At 61.6% G+C, this 21,322-nt stretch carries 21 protein-coding genes, 1 pseudogene and 1 riboswitch; of the genes and pseudogenes, 11 read left to right on the top strand and 11 right to left on the bottom strand.

Features of this window, described 5'->3' with window-relative positions:
- Positions 1-19 precede the first annotated feature (19 nt).
- Complete coding sequence (locus EPO61_06785) at positions 20-484, top strand: hypothetical protein (protein TAJ09260.1); 465 nt, start codon at positions 20-22, stop codon at positions 482-484.
- A gap of 112 nt (positions 485-596) precedes the next feature.
- Complete coding sequence (locus EPO61_06780) at positions 597-989, top strand: DUF4440 domain-containing protein (GenBank protein ID TAJ09274.1); 393 nt, start codon at positions 597-599, stop codon at positions 987-989.
- A 2-nt stretch (positions 990-991) separates the two neighbouring features.
- On the opposite strand, the gene EPO61_06775 is transcribed toward EPO61_06780, so the two are convergent.
- Positions 992-1,201: a hypothetical protein gene (locus EPO61_06775; GenBank protein TAJ09259.1), complete on the bottom strand. Its 210-nt coding sequence runs from the start codon at positions 1,199-1,201 to the stop codon at positions 992-994.
- Positions 1,202-1,324: 123 nt separating this feature from the next.
- On the opposite strand from EPO61_06775, the gene EPO61_06770 reads away from it, so the two are divergent.
- Together EPO61_06770 and EPO61_06765 are read left to right on the top strand one after the other, a co-directional pair.
- Positions 1,325-2,791, top strand: coding sequence for a hypothetical protein (locus EPO61_06770; GenBank protein ID TAJ09258.1), 1,467 nt, complete (start codon positions 1,325-1,327; stop codon positions 2,789-2,791).
- A gap of 133 nt (positions 2,792-2,924) precedes the next feature.
- The gene (locus EPO61_06765) at positions 2,925-3,407 is read left to right on the top strand and encodes a hypothetical protein (GenBank protein TAJ09257.1); all 483 of its coding nucleotides are present in this window, start codon (positions 2,925-2,927) and stop codon (positions 3,405-3,407) included.
- A 378-nt stretch (positions 3,408-3,785) separates the two neighbouring features.
- Here the strand turns inward: EPO61_06765 and higA are convergent, their stop codons facing one another.
- From higA to thiC, 8 genes are all read right to left on the bottom strand, one after another.
- The gene (gene higA, locus EPO61_06760) at positions 3,786-4,103 is read right to left on the bottom strand and encodes an addiction module antidote protein, HigA family (protein TAJ09256.1); all 318 of its coding nucleotides are present in this window, start codon (positions 4,101-4,103) and stop codon (positions 3,786-3,788) included.
- Positions 4,104-4,115: 12 nt separating this feature from the next.
- A complete protein-coding gene (locus EPO61_06755) occupies positions 4,116-4,394 on the bottom strand; it encodes an excinuclease ABC subunit A (GenBank protein ID TAJ09255.1) in 279 nt (92 codons plus the stop codon).
- Between the two features lie 375 nt (positions 4,395-4,769).
- A complete protein-coding gene (locus tag EPO61_06750) occupies positions 4,770-5,270 on the bottom strand; it encodes a hypothetical protein (GenBank protein ID TAJ09254.1) in 501 nt (166 codons plus the stop codon).
- 232 nt (positions 5,271-5,502) lie between these two features.
- Positions 5,503-6,603, bottom strand: a complete 1,101-nt coding sequence (locus tag EPO61_06745) for an aminomethyl transferase family protein (GenBank protein ID TAJ09253.1) — start codon at positions 6,601-6,603, stop codon at positions 5,503-5,505.
- A 63-nt stretch (positions 6,604-6,666) separates the two neighbouring features.
- On the bottom strand, positions 6,667-7,074 hold the full coding sequence (locus EPO61_06740) for a histidine kinase (GenBank protein ID TAJ09252.1): 408 nt from the start codon (positions 7,072-7,074) through the stop codon (positions 6,667-6,669).
- Positions 7,075-7,141: 67 nt separating this feature from the next.
- A complete protein-coding gene (locus tag EPO61_06735) occupies positions 7,142-7,657 on the bottom strand; it encodes a tetratricopeptide repeat protein (GenBank protein TAJ09251.1) in 516 nt (171 codons plus the stop codon).
- A 108-nt stretch (positions 7,658-7,765) separates the two neighbouring features.
- On the bottom strand, positions 7,766-8,566 hold the full coding sequence (locus EPO61_06730; protein ID TAJ09250.1) for a thiazole biosynthesis protein: 801 nt from the start codon (positions 8,564-8,566) through the stop codon (positions 7,766-7,768).
- Positions 8,567-8,576: 10 nt separating this feature from the next.
- Positions 8,577-10,526 (bottom strand): phosphomethylpyrimidine synthase ThiC, encoded by a 1,950-nt coding sequence (gene thiC, locus EPO61_06725; GenBank protein TAJ09249.1) that lies wholly within the window; start codon positions 10,524-10,526, stop codon positions 8,577-8,579.
- Positions 10,527-10,603: 77 nt separating this feature from the next.
- Positions 10,604-10,727: riboswitch (TPP riboswitch) on the bottom strand.
- Positions 10,728-10,924: 197 nt separating this feature from the next.
- Between thiC and nadA the strand changes: the two genes are divergently transcribed.
- The 3 genes from nadA to lspA all read left to right on the top strand — a co-directional run bounded on the left by nadA (position 10,925) and on the right by lspA (position 15,461).
- A complete protein-coding gene (gene nadA, locus EPO61_06720) occupies positions 10,925-12,028 on the top strand; it encodes a quinolinate synthase NadA (protein ID TAJ09248.1) in 1,104 nt (367 codons plus the stop codon).
- A gap of 95 nt (positions 12,029-12,123) precedes the next feature.
- Positions 12,124-14,946: an isoleucine--tRNA ligase gene (locus EPO61_06715; GenBank protein TAJ09247.1), complete on the top strand. Its 2,823-nt coding sequence runs from the start codon at positions 12,124-12,126 to the stop codon at positions 14,944-14,946.
- Between the two features lie 11 nt (positions 14,947-14,957).
- Positions 14,958-15,461 (top strand): signal peptidase II, encoded by a 504-nt coding sequence (gene lspA, locus EPO61_06710; protein TAJ09246.1) that lies wholly within the window; start codon positions 14,958-14,960, stop codon positions 15,459-15,461.
- Between the two features lie 30 nt (positions 15,462-15,491).
- Here lspA and EPO61_06705 read toward each other — a convergent pair.
- Positions 15,492-15,737: pseudogene (locus tag EPO61_06705) on the bottom strand (DUF2024 family protein).
- 28 nt (positions 15,738-15,765) lie between these two features.
- Complete coding sequence (locus EPO61_06700; protein ID TAJ09245.1) at positions 15,766-16,662, bottom strand: undecaprenyl-diphosphate phosphatase; 897 nt, start codon at positions 16,660-16,662, stop codon at positions 15,766-15,768.
- Between the two features lie 256 nt (positions 16,663-16,918).
- Here EPO61_06700 and EPO61_06695 point away from each other — a divergent pair, with 256 nt between their 5' ends.
- The 4 genes from EPO61_06695 (at position 16,919) to EPO61_06680 (ending at position 21,229) form a co-directional block, all read left to right on the top strand.
- Positions 16,919-17,665 carry a hypothetical protein gene (locus EPO61_06695; GenBank protein TAJ09244.1) on the top strand — a complete coding sequence of 249 codons (747 nt, stop codon included), beginning with the start codon at positions 16,919-16,921 and terminating at the stop codon, positions 17,663-17,665.
- Between the two features lie 175 nt (positions 17,666-17,840).
- Positions 17,841-19,163, top strand: a complete 1,323-nt coding sequence (locus EPO61_06690) for an efflux RND transporter periplasmic adaptor subunit (GenBank protein TAJ09243.1) — start codon at positions 17,841-17,843, stop codon at positions 19,161-19,163.
- A gap of 116 nt (positions 19,164-19,279) precedes the next feature.
- A complete protein-coding gene (locus EPO61_06685; GenBank protein TAJ09242.1) occupies positions 19,280-19,990 on the top strand; it encodes an ABC transporter ATP-binding protein in 711 nt (236 codons plus the stop codon).
- Between the two features lie 3 nt (positions 19,991-19,993).
- Positions 19,994-21,229 carry an FtsX-like permease family protein gene (locus EPO61_06680; protein ID TAJ09241.1) on the top strand — a complete coding sequence of 412 codons (1,236 nt, stop codon included), beginning with the start codon at positions 19,994-19,996 and terminating at the stop codon, positions 21,227-21,229.
- Positions 21,230-21,322 lie beyond the last annotated feature (93 nt).

Genomic DNA, 21,322 nt, shown 5'->3' with positions numbered 1-21,322 from the left:
CAACTATAAGGAGAGACGCATGCGAACGACACACACATTGGTCGCGGTGACGGTCATCGGTTCGGCATTGGTGCTCTGGGGCTTAGCCCCGCTCCCCTCGATGGCTGAGACGGGAGTCCAGAAGGGGATGGAAAGCATGCAGAAAGGGGCCGATACGGTCCAGCAGAAGACGCAGGCTGCCGCAGAGGCGCCGGGCAAGGCCGCGGCAGCGGTCCAGGAAAAAAAGGCGAAGGCCGCGGCCAAGGTCCAGGAGAAGAAGGCGCAGGTGGAAGGGAAGGTGCAGGCAGGCACGGATGCGGTGAAGGCCAAGGCCGATGCCGTCCAGGCGGGGAAGGACAAAGCAACGGCGGCGGCGCAGGAAAAAATCGATGCGGCGCGAGCGGCGAAGGAGAAGACCGAAGCGGCCGCAGACGCCGTGAAGAAAGAAGGCGAGGCGCTGAAGCAGCAGGGCGACGCGCTCAAGAAGGGTCTGTCCGGATTTTAGGCGCCGCGACACGCACGGTCGGCGACCGGGAGCTGCCCCTGCCGGTCGCCGATTTTTTGTGTCCGTTCGCTCGATTGAGGTATGATGCGCCCCCATGAGCGACGCCGAAGAGCTGTTGAAAACCAAGATCGAGGAAGTCACCCGCGCGAACCAGGAATTTTATGAAGCGTTTGAAAGCCTGGACGTGGCGCGGATGGACCGGATTTGGGCCCAGCAGGAGTATGTCACCTGCATCCATCCCGGCTGGACCTTGCGGGTCGGCTGGCCAGCGGTGCGGGATTCCTGGGTGCTGATTTTCAACAACACCTTCGCCATGACGTTCGAGTTGACCGAGATCCAGATTCAGGTGGCGGGAGACATGGCCTGGGTGATCTGCACCGAGCAGATCACGAGCCGGCAGGGAGAGCAGTCGCAGGGCAGCCGGGTGCTCGCGACCAATCTATACGAAAAGGCGGGGGACCGGTGGCACATCATCCACCACCACGGATCTCCCGTGATGGAATGACCTTACTCGGCCGCGAGGGTGGTGCTCCACTCGGCCAGCACGGCATCACGCTCGTCCATGGTCATGGCCGCGTACTTGTGAAACATGGCGGAACCTTTCCTGCGCCGCCAGGTGACGAAGCTGAGAAAGTGTTCCTTGCAGAGACCTCCGGTTCCCGCCGGCGCATAGACCCGGAACGTGCAATTGCCAACCAAACAAGTTTCATTATTCATAGCAGGGTTCCCAACTGATACGGCCGACAGATGTTCCTCAGTATGCCGAACCCATTGTGGAGAATGCAACCGCCTGGCCGTGCCGTACTTGACGGCGCGCCGCGCTTCCGGTAAGGGAACCCCATGGTGACGTCGGTTGCAGACAGATTCCGGATCGTGATCGGGCTTGTCCTGCTGTCGGTTGGTCAGGGCTGTGTGTCCGATTCTCGCCCGGGGCTGCCTCCCTCCGGTCCCTTTTCCGAACAGCCGGCACCGACCGAGGCCCTCTTGCCTCAAGGGGTGGCGGCTGGCGACGTCACCGATCGCTCCGCGGTGATCTGGGTCAGGACCGATGGCCCGGCTCGGGCGCAGGTAGTCTGGTCGCCGGAGCGACAACCTGAGATTCTGGGCAAGTCCGCTGTCGCCACGACTGCCGGCGAACGGGATTTTACACTCGCCGTACCGGCGGACGGACTGGCGCCGGCTACTGCCTACCGGTATCGGGTCTTGGTCGCCGGCATCGCCGGCCGTCCGTTCCAGGAGTCGGCCCGCGAGGCAGGGCAGGGTCGCTTCAGAACCGCCGCGGCGCCGGACGTCGCGGAGCCTGTCACCTTTCTTTGGAGCGGCGATCTGGGGGGCCAGCAGCGTTGTCGGGGGGAACGGACCGGGTATCCCATTTTCGATGCGATGCTCAGGAAAAGCCCGTCGTTTCTGCTCTTACTGGGCGATACCATCTACGGCGATGACCGCTGTCCTGCGCCGCCGAATGTAACCGGCGCAGATTTTCTTGCCGCGACGTTGGATGACTACCGGATCAAGCACCGGTATCAGCGGGGGGATCGGTTCCTTCAGCGCTTCCTCGCCGCCGTGCCGGTGTATGCCATCTGGGACGATCACGAAGTCGGCAACAATTTCTCGGGCCCCTCCGAACCCTTGATGCCCATTGGCCGCCAGGCCTTGCTCGAGTATTGGCCGATCGGCACGCCTCCGGAAGACCCGACCAGACTCTATCGGAAGGTGCGCTACGGCGCCGATCTGGAGCTGTTCATCCTGGACACCCGGCAATATCGGAGCAAAAATTCAGATCCCGACGGGCCGGGCAAGACGATGTTGGGCGCGGCTCAACGGGCCTGGCTGTTGGAGGGATTGGCGCGCTCCACCGCGACCTGGAAGGTGATCGCCACGAGTGTGCCGCTCTCGATTCCCAAGGCGGGCAATAAAATGGTCCCGGGCATCGACAGTTGGGCGCGGGGAGCGGATGGCACCGGCTTCCAGACCGAACTCCGTCTGATCGTCAACGACATCCTCCAGCGCCGCATCCGGAACGTCGTATGGCTGGCAACGGACGTCCACTACGTGCAAATCAATGCCTACGATCCGGACCGGGACGGAGCGCCTGACTTCCATGAATTCATCTGCGGACCGCTGTCCGCCGCGCCGGGCAAACCGGTTCCGCCCGATCCTGCGCTGGCCCCGACGACGCTGTACAGCGAGGGCGGGTATCAAAATTTCGGCCTGATCCGCCTGGATGGACAAAGCCTGCACCTTGAAATTCTGGACGACGCAGGCCAGCCCCGTTTCGCGCATACCTTCCCCAAGACCGGTCCATAAGCCCCTTGCAATAGGCGGCAGACTCCAGGTACCGTAGCGCCTGATCGCTCCGTGTAAACAGGCAAGAAGAGGCCCGCGGTTCCGCCCGCGTTGGCGGCGGATCGCAGCATTATTTCGAAAGGAGACCGGTTGTATGGGTAGTGTGACGACGGCGGCAGGAGTCTTTGAGGCGGTGCAACAGGCGGCGGTGGACGCGACGGGTCCGGATGAGAAGGCGTTGCAACTCGATTATGACGCCCTCAAGAAAAACATACAGACGGCGCTGGGCGACCGAAAGGTGGCGCTGCTCCACATCAACAAGTATCTGCCGGAAGGCTATGAAGAGCAGGGACGTTTCAACCTTGCGGTGCTCACGGCGGGGAACGTGCTCTACGATATGGTGATCGGCGATTCCTACTTCCGGTACGACGTCGTCTCGGCCCGCGATCTCGACAAAGTCCAGGTGATCGACGCGGTCTGGGACAATCGGGAAAAGCGCCAGGAGGAACCGTTCCTGAGCCTCCGGCTCATGCACGGGGAAGAGGCGCATCTGCTGCTGGCCCTCGACGACGAGGCCAGGAAGAGCCTGTTTGCGTTTGCTGCCGCCGTTGCCGCCGCGCGCAATCCGGAAAAATAGCCACGGCTGCTGAAAAAAGGCCCCGAACTTCGTTCTCGGGCGTCCGTTTCCTTGCGACGTACCGAGCTAAGTTTACTGGAGGCAAAATACCAATCCGCTCGCAGGTGATTGAAGCGAGCGGTTCAAGCAAAGCTTGGTATGTACCTCCTCAGTCGCTGGACTTCCTGCGGCCTCGCTCGTGGAAAAGGCGCGTCTTGGCGCGCTGGGGTGGGCGGGTGAGAAGGCGGCCTTTTTGATCAGCCTGCGGAGTTTAGCGGCGGTGTAGAGGGAGAGGGTGGGGACGGTAGCCGGATGTTTCGCCTGCCGTGCCCCTGCGCGTGATCAAGACCGATCTTCGCTCGGACTCGGGGCTAACTTCTCTTGGCGTCGAAGCGGAAGTTAGGCGGCGGAACCCGCATGAGTTTTGGCCCCTGCCCACGGCTTAATCTTCGCCAACGTTTTGGCGAGGGCGCTCTCGGCAACCTCGGTGTCATAGGCGGCCTGCGCGCGCAGCCAGTAGCCATTGGAAAGGCCGAAGAACCGACACAGACGCAAATCGGTATCCGCAGTAATGGCACGTTTGCTCGCCACAATGTCGCCGATCCGTTGGGCGGAGACCCCGATTTCTTTGGCGAGGCGATATTGAGTGATACCCATCGGGATCAGGAACTCTTCGAGCAAGAGATCGCCAGGCGTCACAGGCTTTAGCTTACGCATAATCATTCTCCATCAGTGGTAGTCCACGATCTCAACGTCTTCGGCACCCGAGTCCGTCCAGCGAAAGCAGAGGCGATACTGGTCGTTCACGCGGATGCTGTGCTGCCCGGCGCGGTTGCCTTTGAGCGCTTCCAGCCGGTTGCCCGGTGGTACCCTTAGGTCTTCCAGGCGGCCCGCGATCTGTAACTGTCGCAGCTTGCGTTGCGCGACAGATTCGACATTCAGAAAACGTTTGACCCGGTGGCCCTTCCAGAGCGCTTCCGTATCGGCGCACTTGAACGTCTTAATCACGGTCTATATTAACGCCGCGCATGATTAACGGCAAGCAGGACGATCTATTTACCGCGCCACGCTAGCCAGCGCGGACGCCGCCGCGCGCAATCCGGAGCGGTAGACCAGAACGATCAACGATGCATGCTGAACGCTGGATTGAGGAACACTGAGGTCCTCAGTCCGGCCGGGCGGCCTCCCACACAATCTCCTCCCTCGTCGATCGTTGCTCGGCCCCGGGGCCAACTTCTCTTGAAGCTGCCCGATTCGCGGGTTCATGTGGGGCGTCTAACGTCTGAGTTGACGCGGCGGCGCGAATCGACGCACCCTTCGCTGCACCAAGCAAGTTGAGAAACGCGCTACCGCCGCTCGCGTCCAACGAATTGTTATGCCGCGTCAGCGTAATGAGTCCAATGAAATTCCAGGTTTCCTGCGAATAAGGTTGGCCTGGTAGAGTTCGTCGATGAATTTCTCAAAGTCGCTTGCCAATTTAGAAATTGAAGTGGACACCGCATCTGCATCAATGTTCTCGGAATCGTATTGCGCCCCTTTCGCTTTAGGTTTCAACCGTGACGGAGCGCCGCCGTCAAGATCTGTAAACCACCACGAATGAACAATTCGATTTCGGTCGGTGTTGACGTTACGGGCTTGCGTCATGAGGTGTTCAAATTTTTCGACGACCGACGAGTCTTTGATGTGGTAGTGGAAAATAGACGATAACAGCTCACAAAGTTTCGTAAATGGAACACCGGCCGTAATGCGCTGCCCGATATTTTCATCCGGGCCCGTCATGATCCAGATTAATTGGACAATTGTGAATTCGAGATATTGGAAGTTTACGACCACGCGACCGACCGCGCGCACATTGTCCTCAGGTAGTTTGGATGTTTTCACCATTGAGTTAGCGGTATAGCTATTGAGTAGACCGGTCAGCCTATCCCCACCAAATTGGCCTTAGGGTTACGGGAAATCCTATGTGCTTCCTGTACACTTGGCAAGAAAATTTTCGGCTCTCTGGATATGGCAAGCGCTGACAGCACTACCCGAAACGATAAGATTCAATTGAGAATGAAGAGTTGGGAGTTGAAAGCTCTTCAGCAGCTAACTCTCAATTCACCATTTTCAACTCTCAACTGACTGACGGCGACCTTACGAAGGGAAGTGTCTGCACTGTCGCCTCGTGTCGCTGGCCGTCGATCTCGATGGTCAGGGCCGTGCCAGGCTGGGTGAAATCGCGCAGCGGGAAGCCCAGCGCGATGGGGTGCCCCAGCGAAGGCGATGACGCTGCGCTGGAGACCCAGCCCACCTCCCGGTCGCCGCTGAAGATCTTGGCGCCATGGGGCGGGACGGCGGAGCCCTTCAGTGAAAGGCCGGCCAGGCGGCGGCGCACGCTCCCGTAGGTGTCCATCCGAGCCACGACCTCCTGGCCCGGATAACAACCCTTGCTCAGGCTGAACGCAATCCCTTCCAGATTGGCCTCCGGCGGGACGATCTCCTCGGTGAGGTCCTTGCCGATTCTCGCAAGACCTGCCTCCAGGCGTAGAGATTCGCGAGCCTGGGTACCGAACAAGGTGAGGCTCATCGAGGCGCCGGTTTCCACCAGCCGCTCCCAGGCGGCCGGGAGCCCGTCAGCGGGAATCAACACCTCGATGTCGGTTTCGCCGGTCTCTTCCGTCCGAACCAGGATGGCCTGCTGTCCTCCGATTTCTTGACCGGTGAAATTCAGGGATGTGAGCCCGGTGACTTCGGCGCCGAAGGCGGCGTTGATGAGCTCGGCCGCGCGCGGGCCGCTCACGAGCAGCTGTCCCCAGGTATCGCTGCAGTGTTCCAGCTTGGCCTTGGTGCCGTAGAGGAGAAATTTCCGCAGGACTTGCAACGTGGCGTCTCCGATCTCGCCGACATCCTCCAGAAAAAGCGACTCGGGGAGGGCGTAGACCCGGAAATAGGTCAACATCTTGCCTTTGTGGTTGAGAAAGCTGGAATAGAGGCCGTGGCCCGGTGTGAGCGGGAGGATATCGTTGCTGATGACGCTCTGCAGCCACTTGACCCGGTCTTCTCCGGTCACCCGCAACTTGCCGCGATGCGACAGATCGGCGAGCCCCACGCTGCGACGCACGGCCAGGTGCTCGGCCGCCGGGTGGCCGTAATGGGCGGGCATCTCCCATCCGGCCGTCTCGGCCATGACCGCGCCGCGTGCGAGCTGTACGTCATGCAGTCGGGAGTGTTTCATGGTTTTGGCTAACAGGCTAAAAGTTTAAAAGTCTCAAAGTCTGAAAGTCGTTGGCCGAAGACTTTACGACTTGATGACTTTCAAACTTTCCGACCGAATCACTTCCTCCACCAGCTCTCGCGTCCGCGAAGAGAATTCGTTGCGTGAGACGATCTTGGTCACGCCCAATTCTTTTGCGCGCCGCCAAGTCTCCACTTCTTCATGGTTGGCGAAGGCGAGGATCGGCAAAGGGGACTTGGTCGCGCGGTGTTTGAGTCCTTCCAAGGCGCGGAAGGCATCCAGGCGGTCGTCGTTCATATTGATAACCAGCGCCGCCGCTGTATCGGCCTTCGCGGCGACATCTTCCTCCGTCCGCGCGCGCGCCAACGCATACTCGCCGCCGCGTAGCGCGTCCTTGAGTTTGGCGTAGAAAAAGATGTCATTGATAGCGACGAGAATAGTCTGGCCGCTGTGCTGTCCTGCTTCGTTCATGCGTTGTATGGAAGCCTTTGCTTTTGTTTCCTGCTGACGGCTGAACGCTGACTGCTGAGGGCCCTGTTTAATTCAGCATCCCGATGAGGCGGCCCAGCGCGCGTTTGGCAAGCGCATAGTCGGGATTGAGGGTCAGCGCCTGCTTGTAGGCATCGATCGCCTTGTCCCACAATCCCTTCCGTTCAAAGACACGCCCCAGGTTCAGGTGGGGGAAGGCCGGGCTTTCGTAGCGTCTGGCTTGCATGGCCCGTTCGAACCAGGGGATGGCTTCGTCGAACTGGCCCTTTTCGATCAAATAGGCCCCGATGTCGTTGTAGGGATTGCCGAACTCCGGGTCCATGTCGATCGCCCGATGGCATTCCGCAATCGCTTCGTCCAGCTTGCCCATGAAGCTGTAGGTCCAGCCCAGAAACGTATGGGCCTCGGCGGTCGGGTGGCGGTCGAGAGACTGTTTGTAGAGACGCACGGCTTCTTCCAACTCGCCTTTCATCTGTTGCTCGTAGGCTTGCTGAAAGAAGTTCCAGGCCTCCGTCTTGTCTTCCTCGCGTCCTTCGCCTTGCAGCAGAAAGTCTTGCAGATCCATAGCTCTCAACAAAGAGCTGATGGCCTATGGCAGATAGCCGATGGCGCGGACCAGGAGTCGATCCCGCCGGCTTTTTTCTCGCCATATGCTACCAGCTATAAGCTCCCTCTATTCCTGTTTCAGTTTTTTTTTGATCAGCTCGGCTCCATAGCGGCCGGACAGCAGCATCGAGCCGAAGGCCGGGCCCATGCGTGGCGTGCCGTGCACGGCGGCGACGGCCAAGCCGACGACGAAGCAATTCGGGTAGACCTCGCCTGTATAATCCATGACCGCTTCTTCGGAGCGGGAGACCCACATGGCTCCGTTGCCCGGCACGGCCTGATAGAGATGCCGCTTGTGGAGCAGTTCCACCACGATCGCATCGTGGCCCGTCGCATCCACCACGATCTTGCTCTCCAGCGCGATGGGGTCCACGTGCACCACATCGTGGCCCGCCGTCTCGGCCGTCGTATTGTTCACGACCACGCCCTCCAGCACGCCTTCGCGGCGCAGGATCAAGTCCACGACCCGGGTCAGGTTCAGGACTTTGGCCCCGGCTTTGTAGGCGGCGGCGATCAGGGCGCCGGTGGCGTGGGGCGGGTCCACGATGTACATCCCTTCGCATTCTTTCACCGGCGTGCAGGGTACGCCGATCTCTTCCAGGATCTCCTGGGCCGGCGCGCAGATCGTGGCCTTGTTCATGAGGTAGCCGCCGGACCAGAAGCCGCCGCCGAGCGCGAGCGCCTGCTCCACGATCAGGGTGCGGAAGCCCATGGCGGCCAGGTCCCGCGCGCAAATCAGCCCGGAGGGTCCGGCGCCGACGATGATCACGTCGCTCTCGATGAGCTGATCGAACTCTTTATAGTAGGCCCGCGCAATCTGGCGGGTGATGTCCCGTTCCCGCAAGGGCGCCGGTCTCGGCTTTGCCATGGCCAACTCCTTAGAGATAAAGTTCCGCCCCGGCCTTCTTGAATTCTTCGGACTTTTCCTGCATGCCGATCTGAAGGGCCTGCTGCTCGTCCAACTGCTTCTTGGCGGCATAGTCCCGGACGTCCTGGGTGATCTTCATCGAACAGAAATGCGGGCCGCACATCGAGCAGAAATGCGAGACCTTGGCCGCATTGTCCGGGAGGGTGGCATCGTGAAACGCCAGCGCCGTATCCGGGTCGAGCGAGAGATGGAACTGGTCTTCCCAACGGAACTCGAACCGGGCCTTGGACAGGGCGTTGTCGCGCATCTGGGCCCCCGGGTGTCCTTTGGCCAGGTCGGCGGCGTGCGCGGCGATCTTGTAGGTGATCACCCCGGCCTTGACGTCCTCCTTGGTCGGAAGACCCAGGTGCTCTTTGGGCGTCACGTAGCAGAGCATGGCGCAGCCGTACCAGCCGATCATCGCGGCGCCGATGCCCGAGGTGATGTGATCGTAGCCCGGCGCGATGTCCGTCGTCAGCGGCCCCAGCGTATAGAAGGGGGCTTCCTGACAGGCGGCGAGCTGCTTTTCCATGTTGACCTGGATCATGTGCATCGGCACGTGGCCCGGGCCCTCGATCATGACCTGCACGTCGTGGTTCCAGGCGATCTTGGTCAGCTCGCCCAAGGTGTCCAACTCGGCGAACTGGGCCTCGTCGTTCGCGTCGGCGATGGAGCCGGGTCGCAAGCCGTCTCCCAGGCTGAAGGCCACGTCGTAGGCTTTCATGATTTCGCAGATCTCTTCGAAGTGGGTATAGGCGAAGTTCTCCTGATGGTGGGAGAGGCACCACTTGGCGTGGATGGACCCGCCCCGCGAGACGATGCCCGTCATCCGATTGGCCGTCAGCGGCACGTATTGAAGCCGGACCCCCGCGTGGATCGTGAAATAGTCCACTCCCTGTTCGGCTTGCTCGATCAGCGTGTCCCGATAAATCTCCCAGGTCAGGTCCTCGGCCTTGCCGCCCACCTTCTCCAGCGCCTGGTAAATCGGCACCGTGCCGATCGGGACCGGCGAGTTCCGGAGAATCCATTCGCGGGTCTCATGGATGTTCTTGCCGGTGGACAGGTCCATGACCGTGTCGGCGCCCCAGCGGATCGACCAGACCATCTTCTCGACTTCCTCCTCGATCGAGGAGGCCACCGCCGAGTTGCCGATGTTGGCGTTGATCTTCACCAGGAAGTTCCGGCCGATGATCATCGGCTCGCTCTCCGGATGATTGATGTTGTTGGGGATGATCGCGCGGCCGCGCGCGACTTCGTCGCGGACGAATTCCGGGGTGATGCGGGCGGGGATGCTGGCGCCCCAGGCTTGCCCCGGATGCTGGGCCCATGGCCGGGCGTCACCGCCCGGTTGGCCGCCATGGCCGTTCCTGTGCCCGTTCCCATTGGCCGGCGCCTGATGGAGCGCGGCCTCCCGCAGTTGGGTCTCCCGGATGGCGATGAATTCCATTTCCGGCGTGATGAGGCCCTTGCGCGCATAGTGCATCTGGGTCACGTTCCGGCCCGGCTTGGCCTGCAGGGGCTTGCGGATATGCGCGAAGCGCAACTCGTCCAGCTTGGGGTCGGCGGCCCGGAGACGTCCGTAGTCCGAGGACACATGGGGCAGCTCCTGCACGTCGTTTCGGCCCAGGATCCACGTCCGGCGCAAGGGGGCCAGACCGGCGCGGATATCGATCGTGACGGTCGGATCCGTGTAGGGGCCGGAGGTGTCATAGACGGTCACGGGCTGGTTGGGCGTCGGTGCCCCGCCGTTGGCCGCTTTAGTCGGTGTCAGGCCGATCTCGCGCATGGGCACGCGGACCCCCTTCGTTCCCTCCACATAGACTTTCCGCGAGCCGGGGAAGGCTTGGGTGCTGAACAGAGGGTTCTGCCCATTCCCCGAACCGTTACCGGAACCCTGCGAGCTGGTCTTGGGGCTGCTCATATCGCGTCCTTTCTCCGGAGGTCTCGTCCAACAAAAAAGCCGCACCGGGAGAGGGTGCGGCTGGACAGGCCGTGATCGACCAACTGTTGCCGCTTCCCTACGCTGGTATTATCCAGGTCAGGTTCTGAGGGTCGTCCGCTGGGTCGGACTCTCAGCCTCGGAGCCGTCCGTCAGGCTCCTGATGCTCCCCTAGCTATGGCGGGATCGTACACCCCGGTTTTCGAGCTTGTCAATCGGCCGTTAGGCCTAGTGTCTCGGAGTCGGATTCGGCCCGCGCCGCTCCGTCGGAGGCGTTGATTGTCCGCGATGGCCTAGCGTAGAATGAGCGACTTCCCGTGAGGGGACAGCCCCATGCACGCGCCGATTTCCTGCCCGCCGCGGGAGAGCAGAGGGAAACCGTGAAAGCTGTTGAAACCGTTGTTCGGCCGATCACCGACTATCAGGCGTTGACGCCGGACGAGCTGTTTGCGCGCACCGCGGCGGCCAAACGGGCGTTGGGCGCCAAGGTCATGATCCTGGGGCACAATTATCAACGCGACGAAGTCATCGAACATGCCGATTTCCGCGGGGACTCCTTGATGCTGTCCAAGCTGGCTGCGGAGCGCTCGGAACGGCCCTATATCGTCTTTTGCGGCGTGCATTTTATGGCGGAGACGGCGGATATCCTCAGCCGTTCCAAACAAGTCGTGATCCTGCCCGATCTCGCCGCCGGCTGTTCGATGGCCGACATGGCGGCCATCGAACAGGTGGATCAATGTTGGGAGTCGCTCGGCCGGGTTCTGGCGGTGGAGGAATCGGTCATGCCGGCCGTGTATGTGAATTCCGCCGCAGTGCTCAAGGCGTTCTGCGGCGAACACGGCGGCATTACCTGCACCTCGTCCAATGCCTGGGCGGTCATGCAGTGGGCCTGGGCCCGGCGTGAGAAAATTCTGTTTTTCCCCGATGAACACCTGGGTCGCAACACGGCGAACAAGATGGGCATGCCGCGGGAGGAGATGATCGTCTGGGATCCGTTCCAGCCGAACGGCGGGAACAGCGTCGAGGCGATCCGCCGGGCCAAACTGATTCTTTGGAAGGGCCACTGCAGCGTACACCAGATGTTCCAGCCGGCGCACGTGGACTATTTTCGGAAGCAATATCCGCAGGGCCGCGTGATCGTCCATCCGGAATGCCATGAAACCGTCGTGGACAAGGCCGATCTGGTCGGCTCCACCGAGTTCATCATCAAAACCGTCAGTGCGGCTCCTGCAGGGACCGTCTGGGCGGTCGGGACCGAGTTGAATCTGGTCAACCGGCTGAAGCGGGAACAGCAGGACAAGCGGGTGCTTTTTCTGTCCTCCACGGTCTGCCAGTGCGCCACCATGTTTCGCATCGACGCTCCCCACCTCTGTTGGGCGATGGAGAACTTGGCCGACGGGCATGTTGTGAACCGGATCGTCGTGCCGGACGATGAGAAGGCCTGGGCCAAGATCGCGCTGGATCGCATGATGGCAGTGAGCTAGCCGAAATTATGAATTGTGAATGCTGAATGTTGAATTTCAGATTCAACCAGCCTCGCAATTCATCATTCATCGTTCAACATTCATAATTCACGGCGATGGACTATAAGGCCACACTCAACCTGCCCCAGACCGACTTTCCGATGAAGGCGAACTTGCCGCAGCGGGAACCGGAACTGTTGGCCAAGTGGGAGCAGGAGCGTCTCTACGAGCGGATTCAGGAAGCCGGCAAAGACCGTCCTCTCTATGTGCTGCACGACGGCCCGCCCTACGCCAACGGCCGTATCCATATCGGCCACGCGCTGAACAAGATCCTCAAAGACATCATCGTCAAGTCCAAGACCATGGCCGGGTTCCGCGTGCCCTATGTGCCTGGGTGGGACTGCCATGGACTGCCGATCGAACATCAGGTGCTCAAGGAGTTGGGTGACAAGAAAAAGGGCCTCGATGTGCCCGCTATCCGCAAACTTTGCCGCGAGTACGCAGAGAAATACGTCAATCTCCAGCGCGAGGAGTTCCGCCGCCTGGGCGTGCTGGGCGACTGGGACCATCCCTACCTCACGATGGACCCGGCCTACGAGGCGACCATCCTGCGCGAGTTCGGGACCTTCGTTAAGAAGGGTGGAGTCTACAAAGGGTTGAAGCCGGTTCTCTGGTGCACGGTGGATCAAACCGCGCTGGCCGAGGCGGAAGTGGAGTACGAGGACCACACGTCTCCCTCGATCTATGTGAAGTTTCCGCTCGTTAATCAGCCGAAAAGTTTGAGCAGTGCCGCTGTTTTTGGAATGTCTTTTCCTGCAGATGTTGTGCGTGTCTCGGCGGTCATCTGGACCACCACGCCCTGGACATTACCGGCCAATCAGGCGGTTTGTCTGCACCCGGACATCGACTATGCGTTCGTGAAGGTCGGGACGGAGGTGTTGATCATTGCCGAGAAGCTGGTGGGCGACGTGGCTAAGGCCTGTGCTTTGGCCGACTATGCCATCCTCGGTTCGCGCAAGGGGAGTCAGGGCTTCGAGGGATTGGAAACCCAGCGGCCCCTGACCGACGGGCTCTCGCCGATTCTCCTGGGCGACTTTGTCACCTTGGAACAGGGGACTGGGTGTGTGCATATCGCGCCGGGTCACGGCATGGAGGACTACCTGCTGGTGCTGGAACATAATCAGCACGCGACGCCCGGCGAACGGCTGGAAATCCTGGCGCCGGTGGACGATGCGGGACGGTTCAAGGAGTCGGTAAAAGAGTTTGCCGGGCAGCAGGTGCTGAAAGCCAACCCGGCGATCGTCGAGCGGCTCAAGGCCAACGGCAAGCTGCTGGGCGCGGGAAGCCTCGCACATTCGTATCCGCATTGCTGGCGGTGCAAAACCCCGGTGATCTTCCGGGCGACCGAACAGTGGTTCGTCTCGATGGAGACCCATGCGTTGCGTCAGCGGGCGCTCGATCAAATTCGAGAAAAAGTCCGCTGGATTCCGTCTTGGGGGAAGGATCGCATCAACGGGATGATCGAGAATCGTCCCGACTGGTGTCTGTCCCGTCAGCGGGTCTGGGGCGTGCCGATTCCGGGATTCACCTGCATGACCTGCAAAACGGTGCTGGCAGATCCGAAGGTCATCGAGCATGTGGCTTCGTTGGTCGAGCGGCAAGGCGCGGACCTCTGGTTTGAAAAATCCGCAACGGAATTGATGCCTGCCGGCACGGCCTGCCGATGCGGCGGGAAGGAATTTCAGAAGGAGCGAGATATTCTCGACGTGTGGTTCGAGTCGGGCGTCAGCTATGCGGCGGTCCTCAAGCCTCGAAACTGGTGGCCCGCCGCCCTGTATTTGGAGGGCTCCGACCAGCATCGGGGCTGGTTCCACAGTGCGCTGCTGGCCGGAGTGACCGCGGACGGACGTGCGCCGTATGACGCGGTGCTGACGCACGGCTTCGTCCTTGACGGGGCCGGCAAGAAGATGTCCAAGTCGGCCGGCAACGTGGTGGCGCCGCAGGATGTCATCAAACAGTCCGGCGCCGAGATTCTCCGTCTCTGGGTCGCCGCGCAGGACTATCGCGAGGACCTCCGGATTTCTCCGGAAATCCTGAACCATCTGGTCGAGGCGTACAGGAAAATTCGCAACACCTGCCGGTTCCTCTTGAGCAACCTCTACGATTTCGATCCGGCTGTACACCGGGTATCGTACGAGCAGTTGCCAGAACTCGACCGCTGGGCGCTCCTGCGCCTGGGCGAGCTCGTTCCGCGGGTCACGCGCGGCTATGAGGACTTCGAGTTCCACACGATCTTCCATGCGGTGAACAACTTCTGCTCGGTGGACCTGAGTGCGGTCTACTTGGATATCCTCAAGGATCGGCTGTACACGCTGCATAAAAACTCTCCACTGCGTCGCGGCTCCCAGACCGTGTTGTTCGACGTGCTGGTGGCGCTGACGAAGTTGATGGCGCCGGTCCTGAGTTTTACGGCGGAAGAGATCTGGCGGATGCTGCCGGAGCAGGTGCGCAAGGAAGCCGGGGCGTCGAGCGTTCATTTGGCGTCGTTCCCCAAGTCCGATCCTCGCTGGGCCGATGCGGCGTTGGCGCAGCGCTGGGAGCGGTTGCTTGAAGTGCGGGGCGCTGCGCAAGCGTCGCTGGAAGCTCAACGTCGCGACAAAGTCATCGGGTCGTCGCTCGAAGCCAAAGTGATAGTCCAAGCCGGTCCGGAGCGATTCAAGTTCTTGAAGCCGTACGAGCAAGACTTGCCGGGCCTGTTTATCGTGTCGCAAGCCGAACTGCGGGAAGCGCACGCCCTACCCCAGGCGCCTGATTTTTTGGTGACGGTGCAGAAGGCCGAGGGCAAAAAGTGCGAGCGTTGTTGGAACTATCGGACCTCGGTGGGGGCGGTCGCCGAGCACCCCACGATTTGCGACCGTTGCATCGAGGCGATCCGGTGAAGGGACGTGCGATGCGCTTCGTAATTCTGGCCGTCGTGGGGCTTGGCACGATCGTCGTGGATCAGCTCACGAAGATCCACATCATGCAGACCATGCGGCTGCATGAATCCATCCCAATCGTCCAGAATTTCTTCAGTCTGACCTACATCCGCAACCCAGGCGCGGCCTTCGGTATTCTGGCCTCCAGCGGGACCCTCTTCCGCCTGGTCTTTTTCGGCGTCATGTCCCTCTTCGCTCTGGGGTTGCTCCTGACGATCTTTTTCCGCTTGCCACAGGAAGACCGGCTGGGGCAGCTCTTCATCTCGGGGATTCTCGGCGGGGCGGTGGGCAACCTGCTGGACCGGCTGCGCTTCGGCGAGGTGATCGACTTTCTGGACTTCTACATCGATGCCTACCACTGGCCTGCCTTCAACGTCGCGGATGCGGCGATCAGCGTCGGCGTCTGCTTCCTGATCGTGCACTTCGCGTTCGAGAAAAAAGAACCGGACCAGGCGCTTCAGCAGGACCATTCGTAAGTCGGGACTAGGCCGGCAGTTCGAGAATAAAGCCCCCTGCTCGTTGAACTGTTTCTGCTGGTCCGTCGAAAACATGACCAGGGGCTCGCTGTGGCAAAACTGGCACTCGCGCGCAGTGATCGTCGCCTCGGCTTCGCCGATCCTGGCTAAATGCTCCTTGGCCAGTCTCAGCGCAGTCTTCTCATCGGTCGTCATCACGTCGAAGTGCAGCCGGCCTTTTTTGCCGTTCACCCAGGTGTCGAAGACTTTCACGGTATCTGCCGACGGCTTCGCCATGCGACCCTGCTCTTATTCTTGGCGACGTTCAGCCTAAGACCAGCAGCACCAGGATGCCCAGCGCCACCCGATAGTAGGCGAAGGCGCGCAAGCTATGTTGCTTGACGAAGGCCAGAAAGGCGGCGATGACGCCCCAGGCGACGAAGAACGAAACCAGGAGTCCTAGAACCAAGGCCAAGGCATCCTGGCTGGTCAGCAGGTCTCGGGACTTGAACATCTTGTAGCTGGTGGCGGCGATCATGGTCGGCAGGGCGAGGAAAAACGAATATTCGGTGGCGATCTTCCGGTCCATCCCGGTAAGCAGACCGCCCACGATAGTGGCGCCGGAGCGGGACACGCCGGGAATCAGCGAGACGCATTGCGCCAAGCCGACCCAGAGCGCCGCTTTGGCGCCGACCTGTTCCAGCCGGTTGATCTGCGGCCGACTTTTGAAGGCTTCGACCGCCAGGATAATTAGGCCGCCGACGATCAGCGAAGCGGCCACGGTGCGTGGGGAAAACAGATAGGCTTCAATCCAATGACGGGCTAGGAGTCCCATGACGGCGGCCGGAAGAAAGGCCAGGCTGAGCCCCGTGAGAAACCAGAGGTTCGGGTGCTGGTCGGCCGATCGCCAGAGGATATAGCCCAAGCCTTCTTCCATATTCCGGTCCGCCGACTCGCGAGAAGTGCGGACCAGGGCGCGGAACGAGGCTTGCTCTTTCCAGGCATTGGAGAGCATCGCGGCAAGCTTGTGCCGTTCGTAGGCGACGATGGCCAGGATCGAGCCGAGTTGGATGGAGATTTCCACGCTGATGGCGACGGCTCCGGTAAAGCCGAGCCAGTATCCGACCAGGATTAAATGGCCGGTGGAGGAGACCGGCAGGAACTCGGTCAGCCCTTCTACCAGACCCAGCAGGATCGCGAGCCCTGGTCCCCATTCCGTCATGCGTGTCGTTCCCTAACGTGGCCTATTGAGACTGGCGCATAATCACAGACTGAGTCAGGGGAGTCAAGAGTGGAGGGAGAGGAATCCCGGGCTTCAAGTCCCGGCTGGAAGGGCCCAACCCCTCGGACCTATTGACAAACCGGGCCTGATGGACTACACATCACAAGCGCCATAGTCGCGCGGGAACCCCGTGGAAATCGAGTATTCTGGAGAGACCGGTCGCGAATCGCCTGGCGCTCAGGAGAGGGAGGACGGAATGAGGAAGTCGCTCATGCTTGGTGCGGCCCTTGCGGTCGCGGTCGGATCAGGCGGCTGTGTGTCCAGCGGCAAGTACCAGCAAGCGGTTGCGGAAACGGAAAGCGCCAGAGCCGAGCTGGAGCGGGTCCGGCAGCAGAAGAATACCCTCGAGCAGCAGGTCAAGACGCTCAAAGACAGCAACGGCAAGATCATCGCGGAGGCCGAACTGGCCCAGGCTGAGCTGCAGCGGATCAAGGACAGCCGGGACAAGGAACGGGAAGGCGTCGAAGGCCGCGTCCGGGACCAGGAACAAAAGATCAAAGAGTTGATGACCCAGCACCGGACGTTGCGGCAGGACTACGACGAGGCCAAGCAGCGCAACGAAACCCTGACCGCTGCGGTGAACCGATACCAGAAAGAGCTCAAGGACCGGCAAAGCGGCGTTCCTGGCTCCCCGGCTCTTCCCAAGGCCCCCATGATGCCGGTTCCTCCTGCTCCCCCGACCGCCGCGCCGAAACTGCCGCCTCCGTCGGCCAAGGCTCCGGTGGCCGCCGCGCCGGCCACGCAGTCGGCGGCGCTGGCTCCGGTGAACGTGAATACGGCCTCCTCCAACGACATGGTCCTGTTCCTGGGCCTGACCAAGGAAGTCGCCGAGCGGATCGTCACCAATCGTCCCTACAAGGTTCGCGGCGAATTGGTGGCCAAGAATGTGCTGCCGAAGGCCACCTATGACGTGATCAAGGACCGGATCACCGTCGCGCCCTGAGCAAACGGCCTCGCCACGACCGATGACCATGCCGGATGTAACCTTTTGCCTCCTGGCGGCGACTCCCCTTATGTAAAGACCCCCCAACTTTCCTGTTGATGTTTTGATGGTGTGACAGGCCATTCGCGCAGGTTGGGCGGATGGCCTGTTGTGTTTCCGCCTGTGGCCCCCTAGAATGAACGAGAGCAGCCCTCGTTGTGTCGGCCGAAAGAGGAATGTGGTGCGGAAAACCGTCTGGATTCTTACGGTGCTGGTGGTGGGCCTGGGCGTCGGCGGCTACGTCTTTTTCAGCGGGGAGCGGAAGGTGCCGACCCGGTACCGGACTGCGCCGCTGGAACGGGCCACCGTGGTGTCGGCGGTGTCCGCCACCGGCACGATCAATCCCGTCGTGTCGGTCCAGGTCGGCAGTCAGGTGTCGGGCATGATCCTGAGCCTGCACGCGGATTACAATTCGATCGTCAAGGCGGGGGATGTCGTGGCCCGCATCGATCCCTCGCCGTTCAAGGCCAGGCGGGACCAGGCGGCGGCGAATCTGGAGATTACGAAAGCCAGCGCCGCCAAGGCCAGGACGGATCTTGCGCAGCGGAAGCGTGAGCTGGACCGGCTGAAAACGCTGATCGACCGGCAGTTCGTCTCGCAAAACGACGTCGATGTGGCGGTAACGGCCTATCAGGGCGCCCAGGCGCAACTGGACGTCGCCGACGCGCAGGTGAAGCAGGCCGAGGCGACCCTGAGTTCTGCCGATTTGGACCTCAAGTACACGGTCATCCGCTCGCCGGTCAACGGCATCGTCATCGCCCGCAACGTGGAAGTGGGGCAGACGGTGGCCGCCAGCTTCGCGACCCCGAACCTATTTTTGATCGCCCTCGATTTGACCCAGATGCAGGTGGACACCAACGTCAGCGAATCGGACATCGGCGGCATCGCCGAAGGCAAAGAGGCGACGTTCACGGTGGATGCCTATCCGGGCGAACGTTTCCGCGGGCAAGTCCGGCAGGTCCGGAACGCCCCCATCAGCGTGCAGAACGTCGTGACCTACAACGTCGTGATCGGGGTGGACAACAAGGACATGCGGCTCAAGCCAGGCATGACGGCGAACGTTTCGATCGTCGTGGCCCGGAAGGACAATGTGTTGACCGCGCCCAATGCGGCGCTGCGTTTCACCCCGCCCAGAGCCGAGCGAGGCGAGGGGAAACCTGCCGGGGGCGGCGAACCGGGCGCAGCCCCGGCCCGTCCGGCTTCCGCCAAGGTGCGCGGGCCGGCGGAGAAGAAAGTATGGAGGGTCGGGGCGACCGGCGATCCGGAAGCCCTGGCCATCCAATCCGGCATTTCCGACGGCAACGTCACCGAGATCGTCAACAGCGAGCTGAAGGACGGGGATCAAGTGATCATCGGCATCGAAACGCCCCGCGGGGCCAAGAAGCAGGACTCCCTCCCGCCAGGCTTCGGCTCGGGTCAGCAGCGGCGGCCGGGTGGCGGTCGGGACCGGGGGTTGTAGGGGAGACGGGGGCGGCCTCTGTGCTCGCGCATCGCGCACGATGAAGCAGTGCTCGCTGGACGCGCGCAGTTGAGGCCGGCCCCGTCTCCCCTTTGTATTGTGAGAGTGAGGATGGGATGGGCGAACTGATCCTCTGCCAGGACTTGTGGAAAGTCTATCGCCTGGGCGATATCGAGGTGCAGGCGCTCCGCGGGGTGAGTCTCTCGATCGAGCGCGGCGGATTCGTCGCGATCATGGGAGCGTCCGGCTCCGGCAAGTCCACGCTCATGAACATCCTCGGCTGTCTGGACCAGCCCACGCGCGGAACCTATCTCTTGGACGGTCTCGACATCGGCAAAGCCAGCCGGGATGAGTTGGCCGAGATCCGCAATCTGAAAATCGGGTTCGTCTTCCAGAGTTTCAACCTCATTCCCCGCACCAGCGCCTTGGAAAACGCGCAGCTGCCGCTGTTCTACCGCGGGGTGTCGCTGCGCGAGCAGCGGACCAGGGCCGCCGCCGCGTTGGCCCGCGTGGGACTGAGCGGGCGCGAACACCATGCCCCGGCCCAACTGTCCGGTGGCCAGCAGCAGCGGGTGGCTATCGCCCGGGCCCTGGTTTCGCAACCGTCCATCTTACTCGCGGACGAACCGACCGGGAACCTCGACACGGAATCCAGCCGTGAGATCATGGGTATTCTGGAGTCCCTCAACCGGGACGACGGGATCACGATCATCCTGGTTACCCACGAACCGGACATTGCGCACTATGCGGCGCGGCAAATCGTGGTCAAAGACGGACAGATCCTGAGCGACCGGACCGGCGCGCCGGCCTCCATGGGAGGCCATTGAGCGATGGGGGCGTTTGTCTGGCTGACTGTCTTGACCGCCTTTCGTATCCTGTTCCGGAATCGGATGAGGGCCGGACTGACGATGCTGGGGATCATCATCGGCGTCGGGGCGGTGATCGCCATGGTGAGCATTGGGCAGGGGGCGAAGGCCGTGGTGCAGGCGCAAGTGGCCAGCATGGGGACCAACGTCATCATCGTGCTGCCTGGCGCCACCACCGTCGGTGGCGTGCGGGGCAGTCAGGGGAGCGGCGTGACCTTGACCGTCTCGGATGCGCTGGAATTGAAGAAGCGCGTCCCGCTCCTGAGCGACACGGGCTGGTCCAAGCGGGACGTGATGCAAATCGTCTATGGGAACAAGAACTGGAACACACCCGTCAACGGCATTTCTCCCAGTTACCTGATGATCCGGGACTGGTCCTATTCCAGCGGAGGCCCCTTCACCCAGGCCGATATGGAAGCAGGGGCCCGCGTGGCTTTGCTCGGCCAGACCGTGGTCGAGAACCTCTACGATGTAGGAGAGGAGCCGGTGGGCTCTGTGATCCGAATCAAGAACGTGCCCTTCCGGGTCATCGGAGTGCTCGTGCCCAAGGGACAGTCGGCCCAGGGGTCGGACCAGGACGATATCATCTTCATCCCGTTCAGCACGGCGGAGCGCAAGGTCCTCGGTACCCAGTTTCTCGGCTCGGTCGGTGCCTTGTTCGCCTCCACCGACCATCCGGACGACTTGCCGGCGGCGGTGGAAGGCATCCGGGAGGTCCTGCGGGCGAGGCATCGCCTCCAGCCGGAGCAGCAGGACGATTTCACGATCCGCACCCAGGTGGATATTGGTCTGGTGCAGGAGGGGACCAGTCAGACCCTCACGCTCATGATGTTTTCCGTGGCCTCGATTTCGCTGTTGGTGGGCGGGATCGGGATCATGAACATCCTGCTGGTCTCGGTGACCGAACGGACGAGGGAAATCGGCGTGCGGATGGCGGTGGGCGCCAAGCGGCGGCACATCTTGATGCAGTTTTTGATCGAGGCCATGACTCTGAGCCTGGTCGGCGGCCTGCTCGGCATCGTGTTCGGGGTGGTCGGCGCGCGCATCACGACGGTGGTGGCCGGCTGGCCGACGATCATTTCGGCCGAATCCATCCTGGTCGCGTTCTTCTTCTCCCTGGCCGTGGGACTCTTCTTCGGCCTGTATCCTGCCAATAAAGCGTCGAGGCTGAATCCGATCGAAGCCCTGCGCTACGAATAGCAGGGTGTTGAAAAAGCCCGCCCGCTTCGTTCTCGCATCGCTCAAACCCTCGACGTACCGCCAAGAGTACGCCTCGGCTTTTCGCTCGCTGCG

The sequence above is a fragment of the Nitrospirota bacterium genome, from assembly GCA_004296885.1.
GTDB lineage: Bacteria > Nitrospirota > Nitrospiria > Nitrospirales > Nitrospiraceae > SYGV01.
Note: the sequence above shows the minus strand (reverse complement) of the source record. Positions and strands in the feature narration are given on the sequence as shown.

Coding starts and splice junctions, on each gene's coding strand:
- EPO61_06785 (TAJ09260.1), top strand. CDS start 20: ATGCGAACGACACACACATTGGTCGCGGTGACGGTCATCGGTTCGGCA.
- EPO61_06775 (TAJ09259.1), bottom strand. CDS start 1,201: ATGAATAATGAAACTTGTTTGGTTGGCAATTGCACGTTCCGGGTCTAT.
- EPO61_06770 (TAJ09258.1), top strand. CDS start 1,325: ATGGTGACGTCGGTTGCAGACAGATTCCGGATCGTGATCGGGCTTGTC.
- EPO61_06765 (TAJ09257.1), top strand. CDS start 2,925: ATGGGTAGTGTGACGACGGCGGCAGGAGTCTTTGAGGCGGTGCAACAG.
- higA (TAJ09256.1), bottom strand. CDS start 4,103: ATGCGTAAGCTAAAGCCTGTGACGCCTGGCGATCTCTTGCTCGAAGAG.
- EPO61_06750 (TAJ09254.1), bottom strand. CDS start 5,270: ATGGTGAAAACATCCAAACTACCTGAGGACAATGTGCGCGCGGTCGGT.
- EPO61_06745 (TAJ09253.1), bottom strand. CDS start 6,603: ATGAAACACTCCCGACTGCATGACGTACAGCTCGCACGCGGCGCGGTC.
- EPO61_06740 (TAJ09252.1), bottom strand. CDS start 7,074: ATGAACGAAGCAGGACAGCACAGCGGCCAGACTATTCTCGTCGCTATC.
- EPO61_06735 (TAJ09251.1), bottom strand. CDS start 7,657: ATGGATCTGCAAGACTTTCTGCTGCAAGGCGAAGGACGCGAGGAAGAC.
- EPO61_06730 (TAJ09250.1), bottom strand. CDS start 8,566: ATGGCAAAGCCGAGACCGGCGCCCTTGCGGGAACGGGACATCACCCGC.
- thiC (TAJ09249.1), bottom strand. CDS start 10,526: ATGAGCAGCCCCAAGACCAGCTCGCAGGGTTCCGGTAACGGTTCGGGG.
- EPO61_06715 (TAJ09247.1), top strand. CDS start 12,124: ATGGACTATAAGGCCACACTCAACCTGCCCCAGACCGACTTTCCGATG.
- lspA (TAJ09246.1), top strand. CDS start 14,958: ATGCGCTTCGTAATTCTGGCCGTCGTGGGGCTTGGCACGATCGTCGTG.
- EPO61_06700 (TAJ09245.1), bottom strand. CDS start 16,662: ATGACGGAATGGGGACCAGGGCTCGCGATCCTGCTGGGTCTGGTAGAA.
- EPO61_06695 (TAJ09244.1), top strand. CDS start 16,919: ATGAGGAAGTCGCTCATGCTTGGTGCGGCCCTTGCGGTCGCGGTCGGA.
- EPO61_06690 (TAJ09243.1), top strand. CDS start 17,841: ATGAACGAGAGCAGCCCTCGTTGTGTCGGCCGAAAGAGGAATGTGGTG.
- EPO61_06685 (TAJ09242.1), top strand. CDS start 19,280: ATGGGCGAACTGATCCTCTGCCAGGACTTGTGGAAAGTCTATCGCCTG.
- EPO61_06680 (TAJ09241.1), top strand. CDS start 19,994: ATGGGGGCGTTTGTCTGGCTGACTGTCTTGACCGCCTTTCGTATCCTG.